The organism is Pseudomonas sp. LG1D9, assembly GCF_002949995.1.
In the GTDB taxonomy this organism is placed as follows: Bacteria; Pseudomonadota; Gammaproteobacteria; order Pseudomonadales; family Pseudomonadaceae; genus Aquipseudomonas; species Aquipseudomonas proteolytica.
Map to the genome: position 1 here is coordinate 786,195 of NZ_CP026881.1, position 18,186 is coordinate 804,380.

At 60.3% G+C, this 18,186-nt stretch carries 13 protein-coding genes; 4 read left to right on the plus strand and 9 right to left on the minus strand.

Features of this window, described 5'->3' with window-relative positions:
- Nucleotides 1-401: 401 nt before the first annotated feature.
- From C5F71_RS03885 to C5F71_RS03915, 6 genes are all read right to left on the minus strand, one after another.
- A complete protein-coding gene (locus tag C5F71_RS03885) occupies nucleotides 402-923 on the minus strand; it encodes a DUF6586 family protein (RefSeq protein WP_029300090.1) in 522 nt (173 codons plus the stop codon).
- A 140-nt stretch (nucleotides 924-1,063) separates the two neighbouring features.
- Nucleotides 1,064-3,685, minus strand: a complete 2,622-nt coding sequence (gene topA / locus C5F71_RS03895) for a type I DNA topoisomerase (RefSeq protein ID WP_092231741.1) — start codon at nucleotides 3,683-3,685, stop codon at nucleotides 1,064-1,066.
- A gap of 114 nt (nucleotides 3,686-3,799) precedes the next feature.
- Nucleotides 3,800-4,036 (minus strand): DUF1653 domain-containing protein, encoded by a 237-nt coding sequence (locus C5F71_RS03900; protein WP_029300088.1) that lies wholly within the window; start codon nucleotides 4,034-4,036, stop codon nucleotides 3,800-3,802.
- A 95-nt stretch (nucleotides 4,037-4,131) separates the two neighbouring features.
- Nucleotides 4,132-5,307, minus strand: coding sequence for an acetyl-CoA C-acyltransferase FadA (gene fadA / locus C5F71_RS03905; RefSeq protein ID WP_029300086.1), 1,176 nt, complete (start codon nucleotides 5,305-5,307; stop codon nucleotides 4,132-4,134).
- 29 nt (nucleotides 5,308-5,336) lie between these two features.
- Complete coding sequence (gene fadB, locus C5F71_RS03910; protein ID WP_029300084.1) at nucleotides 5,337-7,484, minus strand: fatty acid oxidation complex subunit alpha FadB; 2,148 nt, start codon at nucleotides 7,482-7,484, stop codon at nucleotides 5,337-5,339.
- A gap of 570 nt (nucleotides 7,485-8,054) precedes the next feature.
- Nucleotides 8,055-8,492 (minus strand): hypothetical protein, encoded by a 438-nt coding sequence (locus tag C5F71_RS03915; RefSeq protein WP_070994694.1) that lies wholly within the window; start codon nucleotides 8,490-8,492, stop codon nucleotides 8,055-8,057.
- A 95-nt stretch (nucleotides 8,493-8,587) separates the two neighbouring features.
- Here C5F71_RS03915 and C5F71_RS03920 point away from each other — a divergent pair, with 95 nt between their 5' ends.
- Nucleotides 8,588-9,025 carry a universal stress protein gene (locus C5F71_RS03920; protein WP_029300080.1) on the plus strand — a complete coding sequence of 146 codons (438 nt, stop codon included), beginning with the start codon at nucleotides 8,588-8,590 and terminating at the stop codon, nucleotides 9,023-9,025.
- Between the two features lie 115 nt (nucleotides 9,026-9,140).
- On the opposite strand, the gene C5F71_RS03925 is transcribed toward C5F71_RS03920, so the two are convergent.
- Nucleotides 9,141-11,057, minus strand: coding sequence for an ATP-binding cassette domain-containing protein (locus tag C5F71_RS03925; protein ID WP_029300078.1), 1,917 nt, complete (start codon nucleotides 11,055-11,057; stop codon nucleotides 9,141-9,143).
- A 212-nt stretch (nucleotides 11,058-11,269) separates the two neighbouring features.
- Here C5F71_RS03925 and C5F71_RS03930 point away from each other — a divergent pair, with 212 nt between their 5' ends.
- Nucleotides 11,270-13,198 (plus strand): transglycosylase SLT domain-containing protein, encoded by a 1,929-nt coding sequence (locus tag C5F71_RS03930; protein WP_104910680.1) that lies wholly within the window; start codon nucleotides 11,270-11,272, stop codon nucleotides 13,196-13,198.
- A gap of 64 nt (nucleotides 13,199-13,262) precedes the next feature.
- On the opposite strand, the gene C5F71_RS03935 is transcribed toward C5F71_RS03930, so the two are convergent.
- Entirely contained in the window at nucleotides 13,263-15,038 is a 1,776-nt protein-coding gene (locus C5F71_RS03935) for an ABC transporter transmembrane domain-containing protein (RefSeq protein ID WP_169887993.1), read from the minus strand.
- A 245-nt stretch (nucleotides 15,039-15,283) separates the two neighbouring features.
- On the opposite strand from C5F71_RS03935, the gene C5F71_RS29060 reads away from it, so the two are divergent.
- Nucleotides 15,284-15,457, plus strand: a complete 174-nt coding sequence (locus tag C5F71_RS29060; RefSeq protein ID WP_029300072.1) for a PA1571 family protein — start codon at nucleotides 15,284-15,286, stop codon at nucleotides 15,455-15,457.
- A gap of 54 nt (nucleotides 15,458-15,511) precedes the next feature.
- Here the strand turns inward: C5F71_RS29060 and pdxB are convergent, their stop codons facing one another.
- Entirely contained in the window at nucleotides 15,512-16,645 is a 1,134-nt protein-coding gene (pdxB, locus tag C5F71_RS03940) for a 4-phosphoerythronate dehydrogenase PdxB (RefSeq protein WP_104910682.1), read from the minus strand.
- A 142-nt stretch (nucleotides 16,646-16,787) separates the two neighbouring features.
- On the opposite strand from pdxB, the gene C5F71_RS03945 reads away from it, so the two are divergent.
- Complete coding sequence (locus tag C5F71_RS03945) at nucleotides 16,788-18,170, plus strand: MATE family efflux transporter (RefSeq protein WP_092231752.1); 1,383 nt, start codon at nucleotides 16,788-16,790, stop codon at nucleotides 18,168-18,170.
- Nucleotides 18,171-18,186: the final 16 nt, after the last annotated feature.

Genomic DNA, 18,186 nt, shown 5'->3' on the forward strand with positions numbered 1-18,186 from the left:
ACAGCTTTCGTTGCTGCTTGATGAATGGTCTGTAGGAGCGGGCTTGCCAGCGATAGCCATAGGTATCTACATAACTTCGCCGCACCGCCTAAATCCAGGCAAATAGCGCAGTTGTGGCGAGCGGGCTTGTCGGAACGCCGCATCGCCCGCGCTGGGCTGCGAAGCAGCCCTAAACCCGGCCATCGCGGTTTATCTGAAGAAACGCGGCGGGCTTTTTGGGGCTGCTTCGCAGCCCAGCGCGGGCGATGCGGCGTTCCGACAAGCCCGCTCGCCACGGGGGAGTTCGTCAGTTTCTGAAAGTTGTGTAGATACCTATGCAGCGATAGCGGTCTGCCGGCCAACTTTGCATTGCTTGATCAATTGTTATCGCCGGCAAGCCGGCTCCTACATTGCCCTGCCACTCAGCACTCGTTCAAGCCATCCCGAAAGCGGATAGCCAGCTTCTTCAGCTCCTGACGCCAGCTCTCCAACTCGGCCCGGCTCAGCGGCTCGGGACCTTCGTCTTCCAGACTCACCGCAACAATCAACGGCTGGGTCACATCGCCCTTGGGCTTGTGCGGCACACGCGGCGGCTGGAACATCGCCGAATGCGCAGCCAGCAAACGTGCCAGCCAGCTGTCAGGGCTGCGGGCCATTTCCACCAACTCGGCCAACTCAGGGATGGCCAAGGACTCCAGCACCTCGCGGGTCAGGATATCCTCGGCCCGTGGCGCATGCGCCTGGGGCAAGCGATAGAAGCCGGCAATTTCATGACACAGCCCCAGCAAGGCGCCGTACAGATGAAACAACGCCGACTCCCGCCCCGCCTGCACCAGCGCGATAGCGTTCATCTCCTTCCCTTCCTCGGCACGGCCAAGGGCTTCAAGGGACAAACCCGCGAAGTAAATTTTCTGGTTGGTACGGGTATAGAGTTCGTTAGCCATGACGGCAGTCTCCACAACGACATAAGTATGATACGGCCTGTAGGAGCGAGCTTGCTCGCGAAAAACCCGAGAGCACCGCAGTGCATCAGGTTTATCGCGTTATCGTTAACGACCTTCGCGAGCAAGCTCGCTCCTACAGATCAAGCGCCCTGGCGCTTGTCCTCGACCTTCCACTTGCCGCCGTCGTAGAACGCCTTCCAGCCCGTAGGCTTGCCGTCCACTTCGGTCTGCACGTACTGCTCCTTGGTCTTGCGGCTGTAGCGGATCACGGCCGGACGACCGTCGGGATCCTTCTTCGGCGCTTCACACAGGAAGTGGTACTTCGGATCGATCTCATCCTTGTGCGGCACGATCTCCATCACCAGTGGCGCACGGGTCTCGCGGTTTTTCGGGAACTGGCTGGCGGCCAGGAACAGGCCCGAAGCGCCGTCACGCAGGATGTAGGTGTCGTTGACCTTCTCGCACTTGAGCTCAGGCATCTTCACCGGGTCCATCTTCGGCGGCGCCGCGTCACCGCTTTTCAGCAGTTTGCGGGTGTTCTTGCAGGTCGGGTTGGTGCAACCGAAGAACTTGCCGAAGCGGCCGGTCTTGAGTTGCATCTCGCTGCCGCACTTGTCGCACTCCAGGCTCGGGCCTTCATAGCCCTTGATGCGGTAGGTGCCTTCTTCGATTTCGTAGCCGTTGCAATCCGGGTTGTTACCGCAGATGTGCAGCTTGTGCTTTTCGTCGAGCAGATAGGCATCCATCGCCGTGCTGCAGATCGGGCAACGGTGCTTGCCACGCAGTACCAGCGACTCGGATTCACCCTCGTCGTCGGCCGCAATTTCATCACCCGGTACCAGGTTGACGGTGGCCTTGCAGCGCTCTTTGGGCGGCAGGCTGTAGCCCGAGCAACCCAGGAACACACCGGTAGACGCGGTGCGGATCTGCATCGGCCGCCCGCAGGTGGTGCACGGAATATCCGTCATCACCGGCTGGTTGGCGCGCATACCGTTTTCCGGGCTTTCGGCTACTTCGAGTTTTTTCTTGAAGTCGCCATAGAACTCGTCGAGTACGTTTTTCCAGTCCCGCTCGCCCTGGGCCACGTCATCGAGGTTCTCTTCCATGCCGGCGGTAAAGCCGTAGTCCATCAGGTTGGAGAAACTCTCGGACAGACGCTCGGTGACGATATCGCCCATCTTTTCCGAATAGAAACGACGGTTATGCAGCGCCACGTAGCCGCGGTCCTGGATGGTGGAAATGATCGCCGCGTAGGTCGAAGGACGACCAATGCCACGCTTTTCCATCTCTTTTACCAGGCTCGCTTCCGAATAACGCGCAGGCGGCTTGGTGAAGTGCTGGGACGGATCAAGCTTGACCAGCTTCATCACATCGCCCTGGGCCATGTCTGGCAGCACGTCGTCATCGCCGGGCTTGGCGATTTGCGGCATCACACGGGTGTAACCGTCGAACTTGAGGATACGGCCCTTGGCACGCAGCTCGAAGTCCCCGGCACCCACGGTGACGGTGGTGGACAAGTATTGCGCCGGCAGCATCTGGCAGGCCAGGAACTGGCGCCAGATCAGCTCGTAGAGGCGCTCAGCGTCGCGCTCCATGCCTGTGAGCTTGCTTGGCTCGGTATTGGCGTCAGACGGCCGAATCGCTTCGTGAGCCTCTTGTGCGCCTTCCTTGCTGCTGTAGACGTTCGGGTTCTCCGGCAGGTACTTCTTGCCGAATTCGCTTTCAATATAAGTGCGCGCCATCGCCACCGCGTCTTGCGACAGGTTGGTGGAGTCGGTACGCATATACGTGATGTAGCCCGCTTCGTACAAACGCTGGGCCATCATCATCGTCTTCTTCACCCCAAAGCCCAGGCGGTTGCTCGCGGCCTGTTGCAGGGTGGAGGTGATGAACGGCGCCGACGGCTTGCTGCTGGTGGGCTTGTCTTCGCGCTTGACGATGCTGTAGCTGGAAGCCTTGAGCTTCTCCAGCGCGGCCATGGCCTGGGCTTCGTTGAGCGGCTTGAAAGCCTCGCCTTTCTCACGGGCCACGTCAAAGCGTACGGTCGCGCCCTTGGCGGTGCCGAGGTCGGCGTGGACTTCCCAATATTCTTCAGGGATGAACGCGCGGATCTCGCGCTCACGCTCCACCACCAGCTTTACCGCTACCGATTGCACACGGCCAGCGGACAGGCCACGGGCAATCTTGGCCCACAGCAATGGCGAGACCATGTAGCCGACGACGCGGTCAAGGAAGCGTCGAGCCTGCTGGGCATTGACGCGGTCAATGTCCAGCTCGCCCGGCTTGGAGAAGGCTTCCTGGATCGCCTTCTTGGTAATTTCGTTGAACACCACGCGTTTATAGCGGCTGTCATCCCCACCGATGGCTTCGCGCAGGTGCCAGGCAATGGCTTCCCCTTCGCGGTCCAAGTCCGTCGCGAGATAGATGGTGTCAGCATCCTTGGCGAGCCGGCGCAGCTCCTCGATCACCTTTTCCTTGCCCGGAAGGATTTCGTACTTGGCCTTCCAGCCATGATCAGGGTCCACCCCCATGCGCGAAACCAGCTGCTTGCGCGCTTTTTCTTTGGGCGAGAGCACCGGACCTTCGCCCGCAGCCGCCTTGCCGCGCTTGGCAGCAGGCTCCTTGCTGGCGCTAGCCGAACCGCTGGTGGGCAGGTCTCGGATATGGCCGATACTCGACTTCACCACGTACTCGTTACCCAAGTACTTGTTGATGGTCTTGGCCTTAGCCGGGGATTCCACAATGACCAGCGATTTGCCCATGGATCGGAAAATTCCTGAATTCGAGAAGAGAAAGGCGGTTGGCGCCTGACGCGGCAACGCTATATATAGTGGCAACACAGTGAGGTCAAGCGCAGCATTGTGCGCTACCAGCCGTTATTGCCCTGAAAAAAGACTGGGTTCGACCTGCACCAAAGCAAAGCGCGGGACCTGCTTGCCGTCAACTTCGACAGTCTCCAGGAACATGCTCAAGGGGCGCACCCAAAAGCCGTAATCGCCATACAGTGCTTGGTAGAACACCACTTCTTCTTCGGTCTCGGAGTGCCGCGCCACATTAAAAACGCGGTACTTGGGACCTTTATAATGCTGGTAGAGCCCTGGTTCGACTTTCATGCTCTGGCCCTCTTACAAAATTTATTAAAAAAAAATTAAAAATTCCAAAAAACAAAAACCGGGGCACTGGGCCCCGGCTTCCGTCAACTCAACGCTTAGACGCGTTCGAAGACGGTAGAAATGCCTTGGCCGAGACCAATGCACATGGTTGCAACCCCAAGGTTGCCGCCATTTTGCTTCATCACGTTAAGCAAAGTGCCGGAAATACGTGCACCGGAGCAACCGAAAGGGTGGCCCAAGGCAATCGCACCGCCGTGCAGGTTAACCTTCTCGTTCATCTTGTCGAGTACTTTCAGATCTTTCAGCACGGGCAGGGCCTGTGCGGCGAAAGCTTCGTTGAGCTCGAAGAAGTCGATGTCGGAGATGCTCAGACCTGCGCGCTTCAAGGCTTTTTGTGTGGCCGGTACTGGACCATAGCCCATGATCGCCGGGTCCACACCCGCCACGGCCATGGAACGGATCACTGCCAGAGGCTGGATCCCCAGGTCCTGGGCGCGCTGGGCCGACATCACGATCATGCACGAGGCACCATCGGTGATCTGCGACGAAGTACCGGCAGTCACGGTGCCGCCCTTGGGATTGAATGCCGGCTTCAAGGCCGCCAGGCTTTCCAGGGTGGTATCCGGACGAATGGTTTCGTCGTAGTCGAACAGCTTCAGGAAACCGTTCTCGTCGTAGCCGTTCATCGGGATGATTTCATCCTTGAACTTGCCTTCCAGGGTTGCCTTGTGGGCGAGCTGGTGCGAGCGCAGGCCAAAAGCGTCCTGGGCCTCACGGGTGATGCCGTGCATCTTGCCGAGCATTTCTGCGGTCAGGCCCATCATGCCCGAGGCTTTTGCCGCGTACAGCGACATATGCGGGTTTGGATCGACGCCGTGCATCATGCTGACGTGGCCCATGTGCTCCACGCCGCCGACCACGAACACATCACCGTTGCCGGTCATGATCGCCTGGGCGGCAGTGTGCAGTGCGCTCATGGAAGAACCACACAGGCGGCTGACGGTCTGGCCGGCAGCAGTATGCGGGATCTGCGTCATCAGGGACGCCATGCGGGCGATGTTCCAGCCCTGCTCCAGGGTCTGGTTGACGCAGCCCCAGATCACGTCCTCGACTTCGTTCGGGTCGACCTTGACGTTGCGCTCCAGCAGTTTGCTGATCAGGTGCGCCGACATGTCTTCGGCACGGGTGTTGCGGTGCATGCCGCCCTTGGAGCGGCCCATCGGAGTACGACCGAAGTCGACAATCACGACGTCTCTTGGATTCAAGCTCATAAATATTCTCGCTCTAGTCGTCTGGGCACTTAACCGAAGAAGCTCTGGCCGTTCTTGGCCATCTCGCGCAGCTTCGCAGTCGGGTGGTACAGCGGGCCCAGATCAGCGTATTGATCAGCCAGGGCAACGAATTCGGCTACACCGATCGAGTCGATGTAACGCAGCGCACCACCACGGAATGGAGGGAAACCAATACCGTACACTAGGCCCATATCGGCTTCGGCGGCGGTTTCAACGATGCCGTCTTCCAGGCAACGCACGGTTTCCAGGCACAGGGCGATCATCATCCAGTTGATGATGTCCTCGTCGGACACTTCACGCTGCTCGTAGACGATAGGCGCCAGCACTTCGTGAACCGATGGATCGGCAACTTTCTTCTGCTTGCCTTTCTTGTCGGTCTCGTAGGCGTAGAAGCCCTTGCCATTCTTCTGGCCAAGGCGCTTGGCCTCGTAAAGCGCATCGACAGCCGAGCGACGGTCGTCTTTCATGCGATCCGGGAAGCCTTCAGCCATAACGTCGCGACCGTGGTGGCCGGTGTCGATACCGACCACGTCCATCAGGTACGCCGGGCCCATTGGCCAGCCGAATTTTTCCATGACCTTGTCGATACGCACAAAGTCCACGCCAGCGCTGACCAGCTTGGCGAAACCGCCAAAGTACGGGAACAGCACGCGGTTGACCAAAAAGCCCGGGCAGTCGTTGACCACGATCGGGTTCTTGCCCATTTTCTTGGCGTAGGCAACGGTGGTGGCAACGGCCAGCTCGCTGGACTTCTCGCCACGGATCACTTCCACCAGCGGCATCATGTGCACCGGGTTGAAGAAGTGCATGCCGACGAAGTTTTCCGGACGCTTGAGGGCCTTGGCCAGCAAGGTGATGGAAATGGTCGAGGTGTTGGACGCCAGGATCGTGTCTTCTTTGACCTGGGCTTCAACTTCAGCCAGTACCGCTTGCTTGACCTTCGGGTTCTCGACAACCGCTTCGACCACCAGGTCGACGTGGCCGAAATCGCCGTAGGACAGCGTAGGACGAATGCCGTTGAGCACTTCAGCCATCTTCGCAGCCGTCATGCGACCTTTATCAACGCGGCCCACCAGCAGCTTGGCGGCTTCTGCCAGGCCTTGCTCGATACCGTGCTCGTTGATGTCTTTCATCAGGATCGGCGTGCCTTTGGACGCCGACTGATAAGCGATACCGCCACCCATGATACCGGCGCCGAGCACGGCAGCCTGTTTCACGTCTTTGGCGATTTCGTCGTAGGCCTTGGCCTTTTTCTTCAGTTCCTGATCGTTCAGGAACAGGCCGATCAGGCTCTGGGCAGCAGACGTCTTGGCCAGTTTGACGAAGCCGGCGGCTTCGATTTCCAGGGCCTTGTCGCGACCGAAGTTCGCGGCTTTCTGGATGGTCTTGATCGCTTCGACCGGAGCCGGGTAGTTAGGACCCGCTTGACCGGCGACGAAACCCTTGGCGGTTTCGAACGACATCATTTGTTCGATGGCGTTGAGCTTGAGTTTTTCCAGCTTCGGCTGACGCTTGGCCTTGTAGTCAAATTCGCCGCTGATGGCGCCCTTGATCAGGTTCAGGGCAGCTTCTGCGAGTTTGTCCGGCGCAACCACGGCATCGACTGCGCCCACTTTCAGCGCGTCTTCAGCACGGTTTTCCTTGCCGGCGGCAATCCACTCGATGGCGTTGTCGGCACCGATGATGCGCGGCAGGCGCACGGTACCGCCGAAGCCTGGGTAGATGCCCAGCTTGACTTCCGGCAGGCCGATTTTCGCGCTGGAGGCCATGACGCGGAAGTCCGCGGCCAGGCACATTTCCAGACCGCCACCCAGAGCGATGCCATTGATCGCGGCAACGGTCGGCACGTTGAGGTCTTCGAAATCGCTGAAAATCTTGTTGGCTTCGAGGTTGCCAGCCACAAGCTCGGCATCGGGCAGCTTGAAGTTGTCGACGAATTCGGTGATGTCAGCGCCGACGATGAACACGTCCTTGCCGCTGGAGACGATCACACCTTTGATCGATGCATCAGCCTTGATGGTGTCTACGGCCTGACGCAGTTCGTTCAGGGTTAGACGGTTGAACTTGTTGACGGACTCACCCTTGAGGTCGAATTTCAATTCGACGATGCCACTTTCAAGAGCCTTAACCGTGATGGCTTTACCTTCGTAAATCATCAACTGATCTCCACGATATGGAAGCTGAACAGTACACGTCGGACGCTGGCCGAAGCGTAAACACAAACGTTACCGTCGATGCTAACGCCTATTTGCCAGGCACACCCGCCAACGCGATAGTCGGGATTCTGTACGAACGGTCTGAAAGACAAACGCTCAATTCATACGCCCGTTTGATTTGGGTACGCCACCTTCAGCCAATTTCCGACAATTGTCAATCGCTCGAAAGGGCCGCTAAAACGCGACTTTTCAGTCATTTCAGAACCGCCAAGGCGAATCAATGCGCAGGTATTCACCCGATCAATAATGAAAAAGGGCCAGCAAAGGCCTGTACAGCGACGGATATCCGGCTAGGCTAGCCGCAGGTGTGAACGCCTGTGCGAATGCGCGGCGTGTTGAATCGACGAATTACCGGCCTGCCTGGCCAACTCCAGCCCGATGATGATGTCGGGCTTTTTATTGCCTGCGATTCCATCACTGTAGGAGCGAGCTTGCTCGCGAAAAACCTGAGCGCACCGCGTTAAACCAGGTTTGCCACGTTATCGTTGACGCTCTCGGGCGCAGACGATGTCAGGCCAGGGCCTTGAGCAAGGCATTGATGTTCTGCAAGACGCTCAATTCGCCCTTCTCACCCCAATACAAAGCGATCATCTGCCCATCGGCTTCGATTTTGTAGACGTTATCCGGCAGCGTTGCAAAATGCGGCAACAACTTCTCGTCGACACAGGTTTCCCGCCATTGATTGACCCATACCCCCGGCTCCAACTGCCAGTAACACCAGAGGGCCGGCTTACTGCCCCGCCGCGGCCGACAGTACTGCGCACACGGGCTGGGCGGCTCTTGCTTGAGCCAGTGCGGCCACTCCTGGGGCGACAACTGCATCGCCAGGCCAATGCGGCGGGCCTCCATGCGCAGGGCCATGCGCCCGCTCTGGTGGCGCGAAGGTCGCAGCCATGCCAGGGGGCTCAACACCACTAGAAGGATTGACACCACTATCCAGACCGTCATATGTGTACTCCCGAATTTCTAGATGAGCGGATCCAACCCCATCCGCTTGAAAGCAGCCATACTGAACTTATTGCAGTCCCCTGGAGGAACGCCTCATGACTTACGAACATATTCTGGTCGCCGTGGACCTGACCGAAGAGTGCGATCCGGTGATCAAGCGCGCCGTGGCCATTGCCGGCGATACCGTGAAGCTGTCCCTGGTGCATATCGTCGAACCCATGGCCATGGCCTTTGGCGGCGACGTACCGATGGACCTTTCGCAACTGCAACAGCAGCAGTTCGACCAGGCCAAGGAGCGCCTGGACCGCCTGATTGCCAAGTATCCTGCGCTGAAAAAGGACCAAAGCCACCTGACCTATGGTCAGCCACGCCAGGAAATCCACCACCTGGCCAAAGAGCAGAACTGCGACCTGATCGTGGTCGGCAGCCATGGTCGTCATGGCCTGGCGTTGCTGCTGGGCTCCACGGCCAACGACGTCCTGCACGGCGCGCCGTGCGACGTACTGGCGGTAAAACTGGTAAAAAGTTCGTAAGAACACCAGAGATCAAATGTAGGAGCTGGCTTGCCAGCGCCTACCTTTGGATTGAATTTCATATAAAAAAACCGGTGCTCGTAAGAGCGCCGGTTTTTTATTGCCGCCGAATCAATCAGGCATCCAGCTCGGCCCAACGCTCAACCAGCACTTCCAGTTCCTGGTTCAGCTTCTCCAGGGACTCGATGACCTTGGCAGTTTCCGCCGCAGGACGCAGGTAGAAACCCGCGTCAGCCATTTCAGCTTCCACGGCTGCGATCTGCTGCTCCTTGGCGTCGATATCACCCGGCAAGGCTTCCAACTCACGCTGCAGCTTGTAGCTGAGCTTTTTCTTGGCCGCCGGCGCAGCGTCCTGAACAGGTTCAGCAGCGGCAGGTGCAACCACCGCAGAGTTCAAGTCGGCCTTACCAGACTTGCTCTCGGTCACGCCCAGCAGGCGCGGCGAACCGCCCTGGCGCAGCCAGTCCTGGTAACCACCGACGTATTCGCGCACCTTGCCTTCACCTTCGAAGACCAGGGTACTGGTGACCACATTGTCGAGGAATGCCCGGTCGTGGCTGACCATCAGTACAGTGCCGTTGAAGGTCAGCAGGACCTCTTCCAGCAGCTCGAGGGTTTCCACGTCGAGGTCGTTGGTCGGTTCGTCGAGCACCAGCAGGTTGGCCGGTTTGCTGAACAGCTTGGCCAGCAGCAGGCGCGCACGCTCACCGCCAGACAGGGCCTTGACCGGCGTGCGGGCACGTTGTGGACTGAACAGGAAGTCGCCCAGGTAGCTCAGGACGTGGCGGCTCTGACCATCGATATCGATAAAATCGCGGCCTTCGGCGACGTTGTCGATCACGGTCTTTTCCAGGTCCAACTGGTGGCGCAACTGGTCGAAGTAGGCCACGTCGATGCGCGTGCCCTCTTCCACGGTGCCGCTGGTCGGTTGCAGGCCGTTGAGCATCAGCTTGAGCAAAGTGGTCTTGCCGGTACCGTTGGCGCCCAGCAGACCAATACGGTCGCCGCGCTGCAGGACCATGGAGAAGTCCTTGATCAGGAACGGGCCATCCGGGTGATGGAAGCTGACGTTCTCCAGAACCATGACCTGCTTGCCCGACTTGTCGGCGGTATCCAGCTGGATATTGGCCTTGCCGGTGCGCTCGCGACGTTCGCTACGCTCGACACGCAAGGCTTTCAGGGCGCGTACACGACCTTCGTTACGGGTGCGGCGTGCCTTGATGCCCTGGCGGATCCAGACTTCTTCCTGGGCCAGCTTTTTGTCGAACAGCGCGTTGGCGGTCTCTTCAGCGGCCAGAGTGGCTTCCTTGTGCACCAGGAAGCTGGCGTAGTCGCCGTTCCAGTCGATCAGGCCGCCGCGATCCAGTTCGAGGATGCGCGTGGCGAGGTTCTGCAGGAAAGAACGGTCGTGCGTGATAAACAGCACGGCGCCCTGGAAGTCCTTGAGGGCTTCTTCCAGCCAGGCAATCGCGCCGATATCCAGGTGGTTGGTCGGTTCGTCGAGCAGCAGCAGGTCCGGCTCGGAAACCAGGGCCTGGGCCAGCAGCACGCGGCGACGCCAGCCGCCGGACAGTTCGGCAAGGGTCTTGTCGGCCGGCAATTGCAGGCGGCTCAAGGTGCTGTCGACCAGTTGCTGCAAGCGCCAGCCATCACGGGCTTCGAGGTCTTGCTGGACGTGCATCAGCTTGTCCAGGTCAGCGTCGGTGACGCAGTTCTGCGCCAGGTGATGGTACTGGGCAAGCAATTCGCCGACGCCATCGAGGCCTTCGGCAACCACGTCGAACACGGTCCGTTCGTCGGCCACCGGCAATTCTTGCGGCAATTCGCCAATCTTCAGGCCCGGCGCGCGCCATACGGAGCCGTCATCGGGCTTCTGGTCGCCCTTGACCAACTTCATCATGCTGGACTTGCCGGTGCCGTTGCGGCCGATGATGCACACCCGCTCACCACGGGCGATCTGCCAGGACACCTTGTCCAACAACGGCATAGCGCCGAAAGCAAGGGACACATCGCTGAATTTGAGCAGGGTCATACGCTTCTCCAAAAACTGGGCGCGCATTCTACCTGAGTTGGGGGGTGAAGCGGCCGGCATTTTCATGCCCGACACGTTCTGTAGGACATTTCTTGAGAACTTCAGCGAAGCGGCCTGCAAAGCTTTCACCGGCTGCGGGCAAAAGGCTAAGCTAGGGGCAATCAGTGTCGACAGCGTCGGCACTAGTCCTGATTTCTTTGCACGGACGTCTCATGCGCAGTCGCCTTTTCAGCTTTTTATCTTGCCTGCTTCTTTCCTCCACAGCCGTCCAAACCGCCCAGGCAGTGGACCTGACCACCCAACGCCAATATTACGACCAAGCCAAGCGTGCCCTGGCCAAAGGCGACACAGGCCCCTACATGCAATACAGCCAGGCCCTGGCCGATTACCCGCTCACGCCATACCTGGCCTACGACGAACTGACCGCACGCCTCAAGTCCGCCAGCAATCAGGAAATCGAACAGTTCCTGGCCAAGCATGGCGACCTGCCCCAGGCCAACTGGATGAAGCTGCGCTGGTTGCGCTGGCTCGCCGAGCGTGGCGACTGGAAGACCTTTGAAAAGTACTACGACGCCAAGCTCAACTTCACCGAACTGGACTGCCTGCACGGCCAATACCAGTTGAGCAACAACCTCAAGGCCGAAGGCTACAAGACCGCCGAAGCCCTGTGGATGACCGGCAAATCCCAACCGGCCGCCTGTGACGCGACCTTTGGCCAGTGGGCTGCCGCCGGGCAATTGACCGAGCAGAAGATCTGGGACCGCACCAAGCTCGCCGCCGAAGCCCGCAACTACCCGCTGGCCAACAGCCTGGTGAAAACCCTGCCCACCCTGGGTACCCAGGGCCGCCTGATGGTGGACGTGGCGCAAAAGCCCGCCATGCTCAGTGACCCCTCGCGCTTCCTGCCTGCCACTGAAGCCATGTCCGACGCCGTCGGCCTGGGCCTGCGCCGCCTGGCGCGCCAGGACCCGGAACAAGCCATGGCCCTGTTGGATGGATATGCCAGCAGCATGCACTTCTCCCGCGATGAAAAAGTGTCCATCGCTCGGGAAATCGGCCTGACCCTGGCGCGACGCTACGACCCGCGCGCCCTGGACGTGATGACCAAATACGACCCGGAGCTGCGTGACAACACCGTCTCCGAATGGCGCCTGCGCCTACTGCTGCGCCTGGCCCGTTGGGAAGATGCCTACCAGTTGACCCGCAAGTTGCCCCAGGACCTGGCCACCACCAACCGCTGGCGCTACTGGCAAGCCCGCGCGCTGGAACTGGCCGAGCCGAAGAACCCACAAGCACTGGTGCTGTACAAAGGCTTGGCCAAGGAGCGGGATTTTTATGGCTTCCTTGCCGCAGATCGCTCCCAGGCCCCGTATCAACTGAACAACCAGCCGCTGGTCATGAGCCAGGCGCTGATCAACAAGGTGCGCAACACCCCGGGTGTGCGCCGCGCCCTGGAATTTTATGCCCGTGGCCAGATCGTCGACGGTCGCCGCGAGTGGTATCACGTCAGCCGCCACTTCAACCGTGACGAAATGGTCGCCCAGGCCAAGCTCGCCTACGACATGAAATGGTACTTCCCGGCGATCCGCACCATCAGCCAGGCCAAGTACTGGGACGACCTGGATATCCGCTTCCCGATGGCCCACCGCGACACCCTGGTGCGTGAAGCCAAGGTCCGTGGCCTGCATTCGAGCTGGGTGTTTGCTATCACCCGCCAGGAGAGCGCCTTTATGGATGACGCCCGTTCCGGCGTCGGCGCCAGCGGCCTGATGCAACTGATGCCCGCCACCGCCAAGGAAACCGCGCGCAAATTCAGCATCCCACTGGCGTCACCGCAGCAGGTGCTGGACCCGGACAAGAACATCCAGCTCGGCGCCGCCTACCTGAGCCAGGTGCACAGCCAGTTCAACGGCAATCGCGTACTTGCCTCCGCCGCCTACAACGCCGGCCCAGGGCGCGTACGCCAATGGCTGCGCGGCGCCGATCACCTGAGTTTCGATGTGTGGGTGGAAAGCATTCCGTTCGACGAAACCCGTCAGTATGTGCAGAACGTGCTGTCTTATTCGGTGATCTACGGGCAGAAGCTCAACTCTCCACAGCCGTTGGTGGATTGGCACGAGCGTTATTTTGATGACCAGTAAAAGCAGGTAAAAGCTGCCCGATTGAAGCTGCAAGTGCCCGCGTTGTGAGACGCGGGCATTTTTTTTAGGGTTCGTCGTGACCATCGCTAAATTGCAGGGCCGCCAGCCGCGCATACAGCGGGTTGGTGGCGATCAGTTGCTGATGGGTGCCCACCGCGACCAATTTGCCTTGATCCATCACCGCAATCCTATCGGCGTTTTTCACCGTGGCGAGGCGGTGGGCGATCACCAGGGTGGTACGCCCCTGCATCAGTTGCGGCAATGCCTGTTGGATCAGATGCTCGCTCTGGGCATCGAGGGCGCTGGTGGCTTCGTCCAGCAGCAGGATCGGTGCATCCACCAACAAGGCCCGGGCGATAGCCAGGCGCTGGCGCTGCCCACCAGAAAGGCCCATGCCGCCATCCCCCAGGTGGGTCTGGTAGCCGTCGGGCATTTGCAGGATGAAATCATGGGCGTGGGCAATGCGCGCCGCTTCTTCGACCTGGGCTAGTGTGGCCTTGGGGTTGCCGTAGCGGATGTTTTCTTCAACGCTGCCAAAAAACAGCGCCGGGCTCTGGGATACCAGGGCAAAACAGCGGCGCAGGTCCAACGGGTCCAATGCGCTCAGAGGCTGGCCTTCCAGCAGCACTTGCCCCTGTTGCGGGTCGTAGAAGCGCAGCAACAGATCAAAAATCGTTGATTTACCCGCACCGGACGGCCCTACCAAGGCCAGGGTTTCACCGGCATTGATGCTCAGGCTCAGCCCATCGATGGCGTAGCGATCGGGACGCGATGGGTAGGAAAAATGCAGGTCTTGTAGCTCCAGGCGACCACTGACCCGTTCTGGCAGCTTGACCACACCATAGGACGGGGCCTGGATTTCATTAGGCGACTGCAACAACTCGGCAATCCGCTCCGCCGCCCCGGCAGCGCGCTGTAACTCGCCAATCACTTCGCTCAAGGTGCCAAAGGCGCTGCCCACGATCAGGCTGTAGAACACAAAGGCCGCCAGTTCGCCACCGGAGATGCGCCCGGCGATCACATCCATGCCGCCCACCCACAGCATCACGCCCACGGCGCCCAGCACCAGCACAATCACCAAAGTGATCAGCCAGGCGCGCTGCACGATACGCTTGCGCGCCGTGGTGAATGCGTCCTCGACCGTCACGGCGAAGCGCTGCTCATCCTGCACCTGATGGTTATAGGCCTGCACGGTCTTGATCTGGCCCAGGGTCTCGGAGACGTAGCTGCCGACGTCGGCAATCCGGTCCTGGCTCTGGCGCGACAGGCTGCGCACGCGCCGGCCGAAGATCAGGATCGGGGCCAACACCAGCGGCAACGCCACCACCACGATGCTGGTGAGTTTTGGGTTGGTGATAAACAGCAGCACAATCCCGCCGATCACCATCAAAGCGTTGCGCAGGAATAGCGACAGGGATGAGCCGATCACCGATTGCAGCAAAGTGGTATCGGCGGTCAAGCGTGACTGGATTTCCGAGCTGCGATTGTTTTCATAAAAACCCGGATGCAGGTAGATCAGATGGTTGAACACCAGCCGGCGAATGTCCGCGACCACCCGCTCACCGATCCACGACACCAAATAAAACCGCGCAAACGTGCCCACCGCCAGGCCCAGCACGAGGATCATGAACAGGCCGATGGACTGGTTGAGCAAGTGTGGCGATTGGGTCATGAAGCCCTGGTCCACCAACAGGCGGATGCCCTGGCCCATGGACAAGGTGATGCCTGCCGTGACGATCAGTGCGAGCAATGCACCGACGGCCTGCCAGCGATACGGAGCGATAAAGCGCAGGGCCAGGCGGATGGCGCGGCGTTGACGGGCTGAAAGCATGGAGAGCATCACCTGAGGAAGACAATGCCAAGCCTACACCGCAATCGGATTGAACTTGGGTAAATCACAATGAGTCAGGTTAATTATGCCCGGCAAGACTAGGCCCTAGAGGCTATCGGTCTAAAGTCCGGCTGGAAATCCGCCGCGATTTCTGCTGGACTGGGCATTCGATCCGCCGACGGGCTAAGGAGTTGTAACAGCTCGGTCACGCGGGTGAATTAGAGTAGGTACACAACCTGATGAGGAGACAGGCCATGTCCTTGCAAAACAGCAGCACTGACAAAGTTGAAGTAATCCGCCAGCCACAGCAGTTGCCTTGCTCGTACATCGATGCCCAGGGCCGCGAAGTGCAGATTACCGAAGAGATGATCCAGGGCGCCTGCGCCGAACTGGAGCAGAAACTGGTCAAGCCTGCCCAGCAAGGCTGATACGCCCCAGCTCTTTCAGAACCGGCCCCAGTGGCCGGTTTTTTTATGCGTTTTTTATGCTCCCAGTGCGGCGACGATGCTCGACAAAGCTGGCGACTCACCATTGATCCGCACCTTCAAGCCGTCAATCTCGCGGCGATCCGGGTAGTGCTTGCGCAGCAGGTCGAATGCCTTGCGCTGTTCTTCGACTGTTCCTACCAGGCTACGGCGAAAGTCCGCATCGTCACGGCGCGGGTCGTAGACGCTGCGGCACAACGTCGCCAGGGCCCAGGCCGGGTCGGTGCTGGCATCGAGAGTGACCTCGGCCAGCCATGGCTCGGGCAGCAGGTCACTCAACTGAATGCTCGCCGGTTGCCCAAGGTGCGCGCACAACGCCTGGTAGATCTGCGCCGTGCCGCGCTGCTTGCCGTCGAGGCTGTAGCCGGCGATGTGCGGAGTCGCCAGCACGCACAACTCGGCCAGCTCGACATCCACTTCGGGCTCGCCTTCCCACACATCCAGCACTGCCTGCAAATCTTCGCGCTCCAGCAACACCTCGCGCAGCGCCGTGTTATCCACCACCGGGCCACGGCTGGCGTTGATCAGCCAGGTGCCCGGCTTGAGCTGCTCCAGACGCTGGCGATCCAGCAGGTGCCAGGTCGAGCCATTGCCGGATTTTTTCAGCGGGGTGTGCAGGCTGATCACATCGCACTGCTCGATGATCTGTTCCAGGCTCACGTAATCGCCCTCTTCGGCGACCTGGCGTGGCGGATCGCAGACCAGCACTTTCCAGCCCAGGCCCTTGAGCACCTTGACCAGGCGCCCGCCCACCTCACCGGCACCGACGATGCCATAGGTACGCTGGGTCAGGTCAGCACCTTCGATTTCAGCCAGGGTCAGCAGGCTGCCCAGCACATAATCCACCACACCACGAGCGTTGCAGCCCGGCGCGCTGGACCATTGGATCCCGGCCCTTTGAAAGTAATCGAGGTCCAGGTGATCGGTGCCGATGGTGCAGGTGCCGACAAACCGTACCGCCGTGCCTTCCAGCAACGCACGGTTGACGTTGGTCACCGAACGCACCAGCAGCACATCGGCCTGTTCAATGGCGGCGCGGTCGATGGCGCGGCCCGGCACCCGGCGGATCTCGCCGAAACCTTCAAAGAACGCATCGAGCAGCGGGATATTTTCGTCGGCAACAATCAGCATGGCAGGCTCCTTTGGCGGACCAGCAGTGTACAGGCACCGGCCCCTGGAACGTTTACAAATCCGCTACACAGGTAATTTCCTGACCTATCCGTCAAGGCGTAGAATGCGCCGTCCTGCGCTCCCCCTTATCGGACATCTGCACGTGAACACTGCCACTTTGCCCCTCTCCCGCCCTGCCCGCGTTCGCCGGGAAGTCTATAGCCTGCTGGCGCTGGCCTTGCCCATCATGATCGGGCAACTGGCAACCACCGCCATGGGCTTTGTCGATGCGGTGATGGCCGGGCGTGTCAGTTCGCGGGACCTGGCGGCGGTGGCCCTGGGCAACTCCATCTGGATCCCCGTGTATCTATTGATGACCGGAACCTTGCTGGCCACCACCCCCAAAGTCGCCCAGCGCTTCGGCGCCGGCAGCCACACCGAAATCGGCCCGCTGGTACGCCAGGCGTTGTGGCTGGCGTTGGTGGTGGGGTGCACCGCCTCATTGCTGTTGATCAGTGCCGAGCCGATCTTGCACGCGATGAACGTCGACCCCGAACTGATCGCCCCCTGCATGGGCTACCTGCACGGCATTGCCTTCGGCATGCCGGCGGTGGCGCTGTACTACGTGCTGCGCTGTTTCAGCGACGGGCTGGGCCGCACGCGCCCGAGCATGCTCCTCGGGCTGGGCGGGCTGGCATTGAACATCCCGCTGAACTACGTGTTCATCTACGGCCATTTCGGTGTGCCGGCCATGGGCGGCGTAGGCTGCGGCTGGGCCACGGGCATTGTGATGTGGGCGATGATGCTGGGCTTCGCCGCCTGGACCCGCTGGGCACCGGCCTATCAGGCCAGCGAGTTGTTCAAGCGCTTCGACTGGCCAAAGTGGTCGGTGATCAAGCGCATCCTGGGCATCGGCCTGCCGATTGGCATCGCGGTATTTGCCGAGTCGAGCATCTTTGCGGTGATCGCCCTGCTGATCGGCAGCCTGGGCGCAACCGTCGTGGCCGGGCACCAGATCGCCCTGAACTTCAGCTCCCTGGTGTTCATGATTCCCTACTCCCTGAGCATGGCCGTGACCGTGCGGGTGGGCCAGGCCCTGGGCCGTGGCGAACCCCGTGAAGCACGCTTCGCCGCAGGCGTGGGGATGGGCACCGCCCTGGCCTATGCCTGCCTGTCATGCAGCCTGATGCTGTTGTTCCGCGAGCAGATCGCCACGATCTACACCGCCGACCCGCTGGTGGTCCAGGTGGCGGCGATGCTGATTGTGTTCGCGGCGCTGTTCCAGTTTTCCGATGCGATCCAGGTCACGGCGGCTGGCGCCCTGCGCGGTTATCAGGACACCCGGGTGACCATGATCCTGACCCTGTTCGCCTACTGGGGCGTGGGCTTGCCGGTAGGTTACTTGCTGGGGCTGACCGACTGGCTGGGCCAGGCCAACGGCCCGAGCGGCTTGTGGCAGGGGCTGATCGTCGGCCTCAGTTGCGCAGCGGCAATGCTGGTGGTGCGCCTGGCACGCAGTGCGCGCAAGCGCATTCGCCAGGTTTAAGCGCGACTGCCCACTG

What these genes read in the sequence shown, in the direction of transcription:
- C5F71_RS03925 (WP_029300078.1), bottom strand. Translation starts at nt 11,057, where the DNA reads ATGACCCTGCTCAAATTCAGCGATGTGTCCCTTGCTTTCGGCGCTATG.
- C5F71_RS03935 (WP_169887993.1), bottom strand. Translation starts at nt 15,038, where the DNA reads ATGCTCTCCATGCTTTCAGCCCGTCAACGCCGCGCCATCCGCCTGGCC.
- fadB (WP_029300084.1), bottom strand. Translation starts at nt 7,484, where the DNA reads ATGATTTACGAAGGTAAAGCCATCACGGTTAAGGCTCTTGAAAGTGGC.
- fadA (WP_029300086.1), bottom strand. Translation starts at nt 5,307, where the DNA reads ATGAGCTTGAATCCAAGAGACGTCGTGATTGTCGACTTCGGTCGTACT.
- C5F71_RS29060 (WP_029300072.1), top strand. Translation starts at nt 15,284, where the DNA reads ATGTCCTTGCAAAACAGCAGCACTGACAAAGTTGAAGTAATCCGCCAG.
- C5F71_RS03915 (WP_070994694.1), bottom strand. Translation starts at nt 8,492, where the DNA reads ATGACGGTCTGGATAGTGGTGTCAATCCTTCTAGTGGTGTTGAGCCCC.
- C5F71_RS03930 (WP_104910680.1), top strand. Translation starts at nt 11,270, where the DNA reads ATGCGCAGTCGCCTTTTCAGCTTTTTATCTTGCCTGCTTCTTTCCTCC.
- topA (WP_092231741.1), bottom strand. Translation starts at nt 3,685, where the DNA reads ATGGGCAAATCGCTGGTCATTGTGGAATCCCCGGCTAAGGCCAAGACC.
- pdxB (WP_104910682.1), bottom strand. Translation starts at nt 16,645, where the DNA reads ATGCTGATTGTTGCCGACGAAAATATCCCGCTGCTCGATGCGTTCTTT.
- C5F71_RS03885 (WP_029300090.1), bottom strand. Translation starts at nt 923, where the DNA reads ATGGCTAACGAACTCTATACCCGTACCAACCAGAAAATTTACTTCGCG.
- C5F71_RS03920 (WP_029300080.1), top strand. Translation starts at nt 8,588, where the DNA reads ATGACTTACGAACATATTCTGGTCGCCGTGGACCTGACCGAAGAGTGC.
- C5F71_RS03900 (WP_029300088.1), bottom strand. Translation starts at nt 4,036, where the DNA reads ATGAAAGTCGAACCAGGGCTCTACCAGCATTATAAAGGTCCCAAGTAC.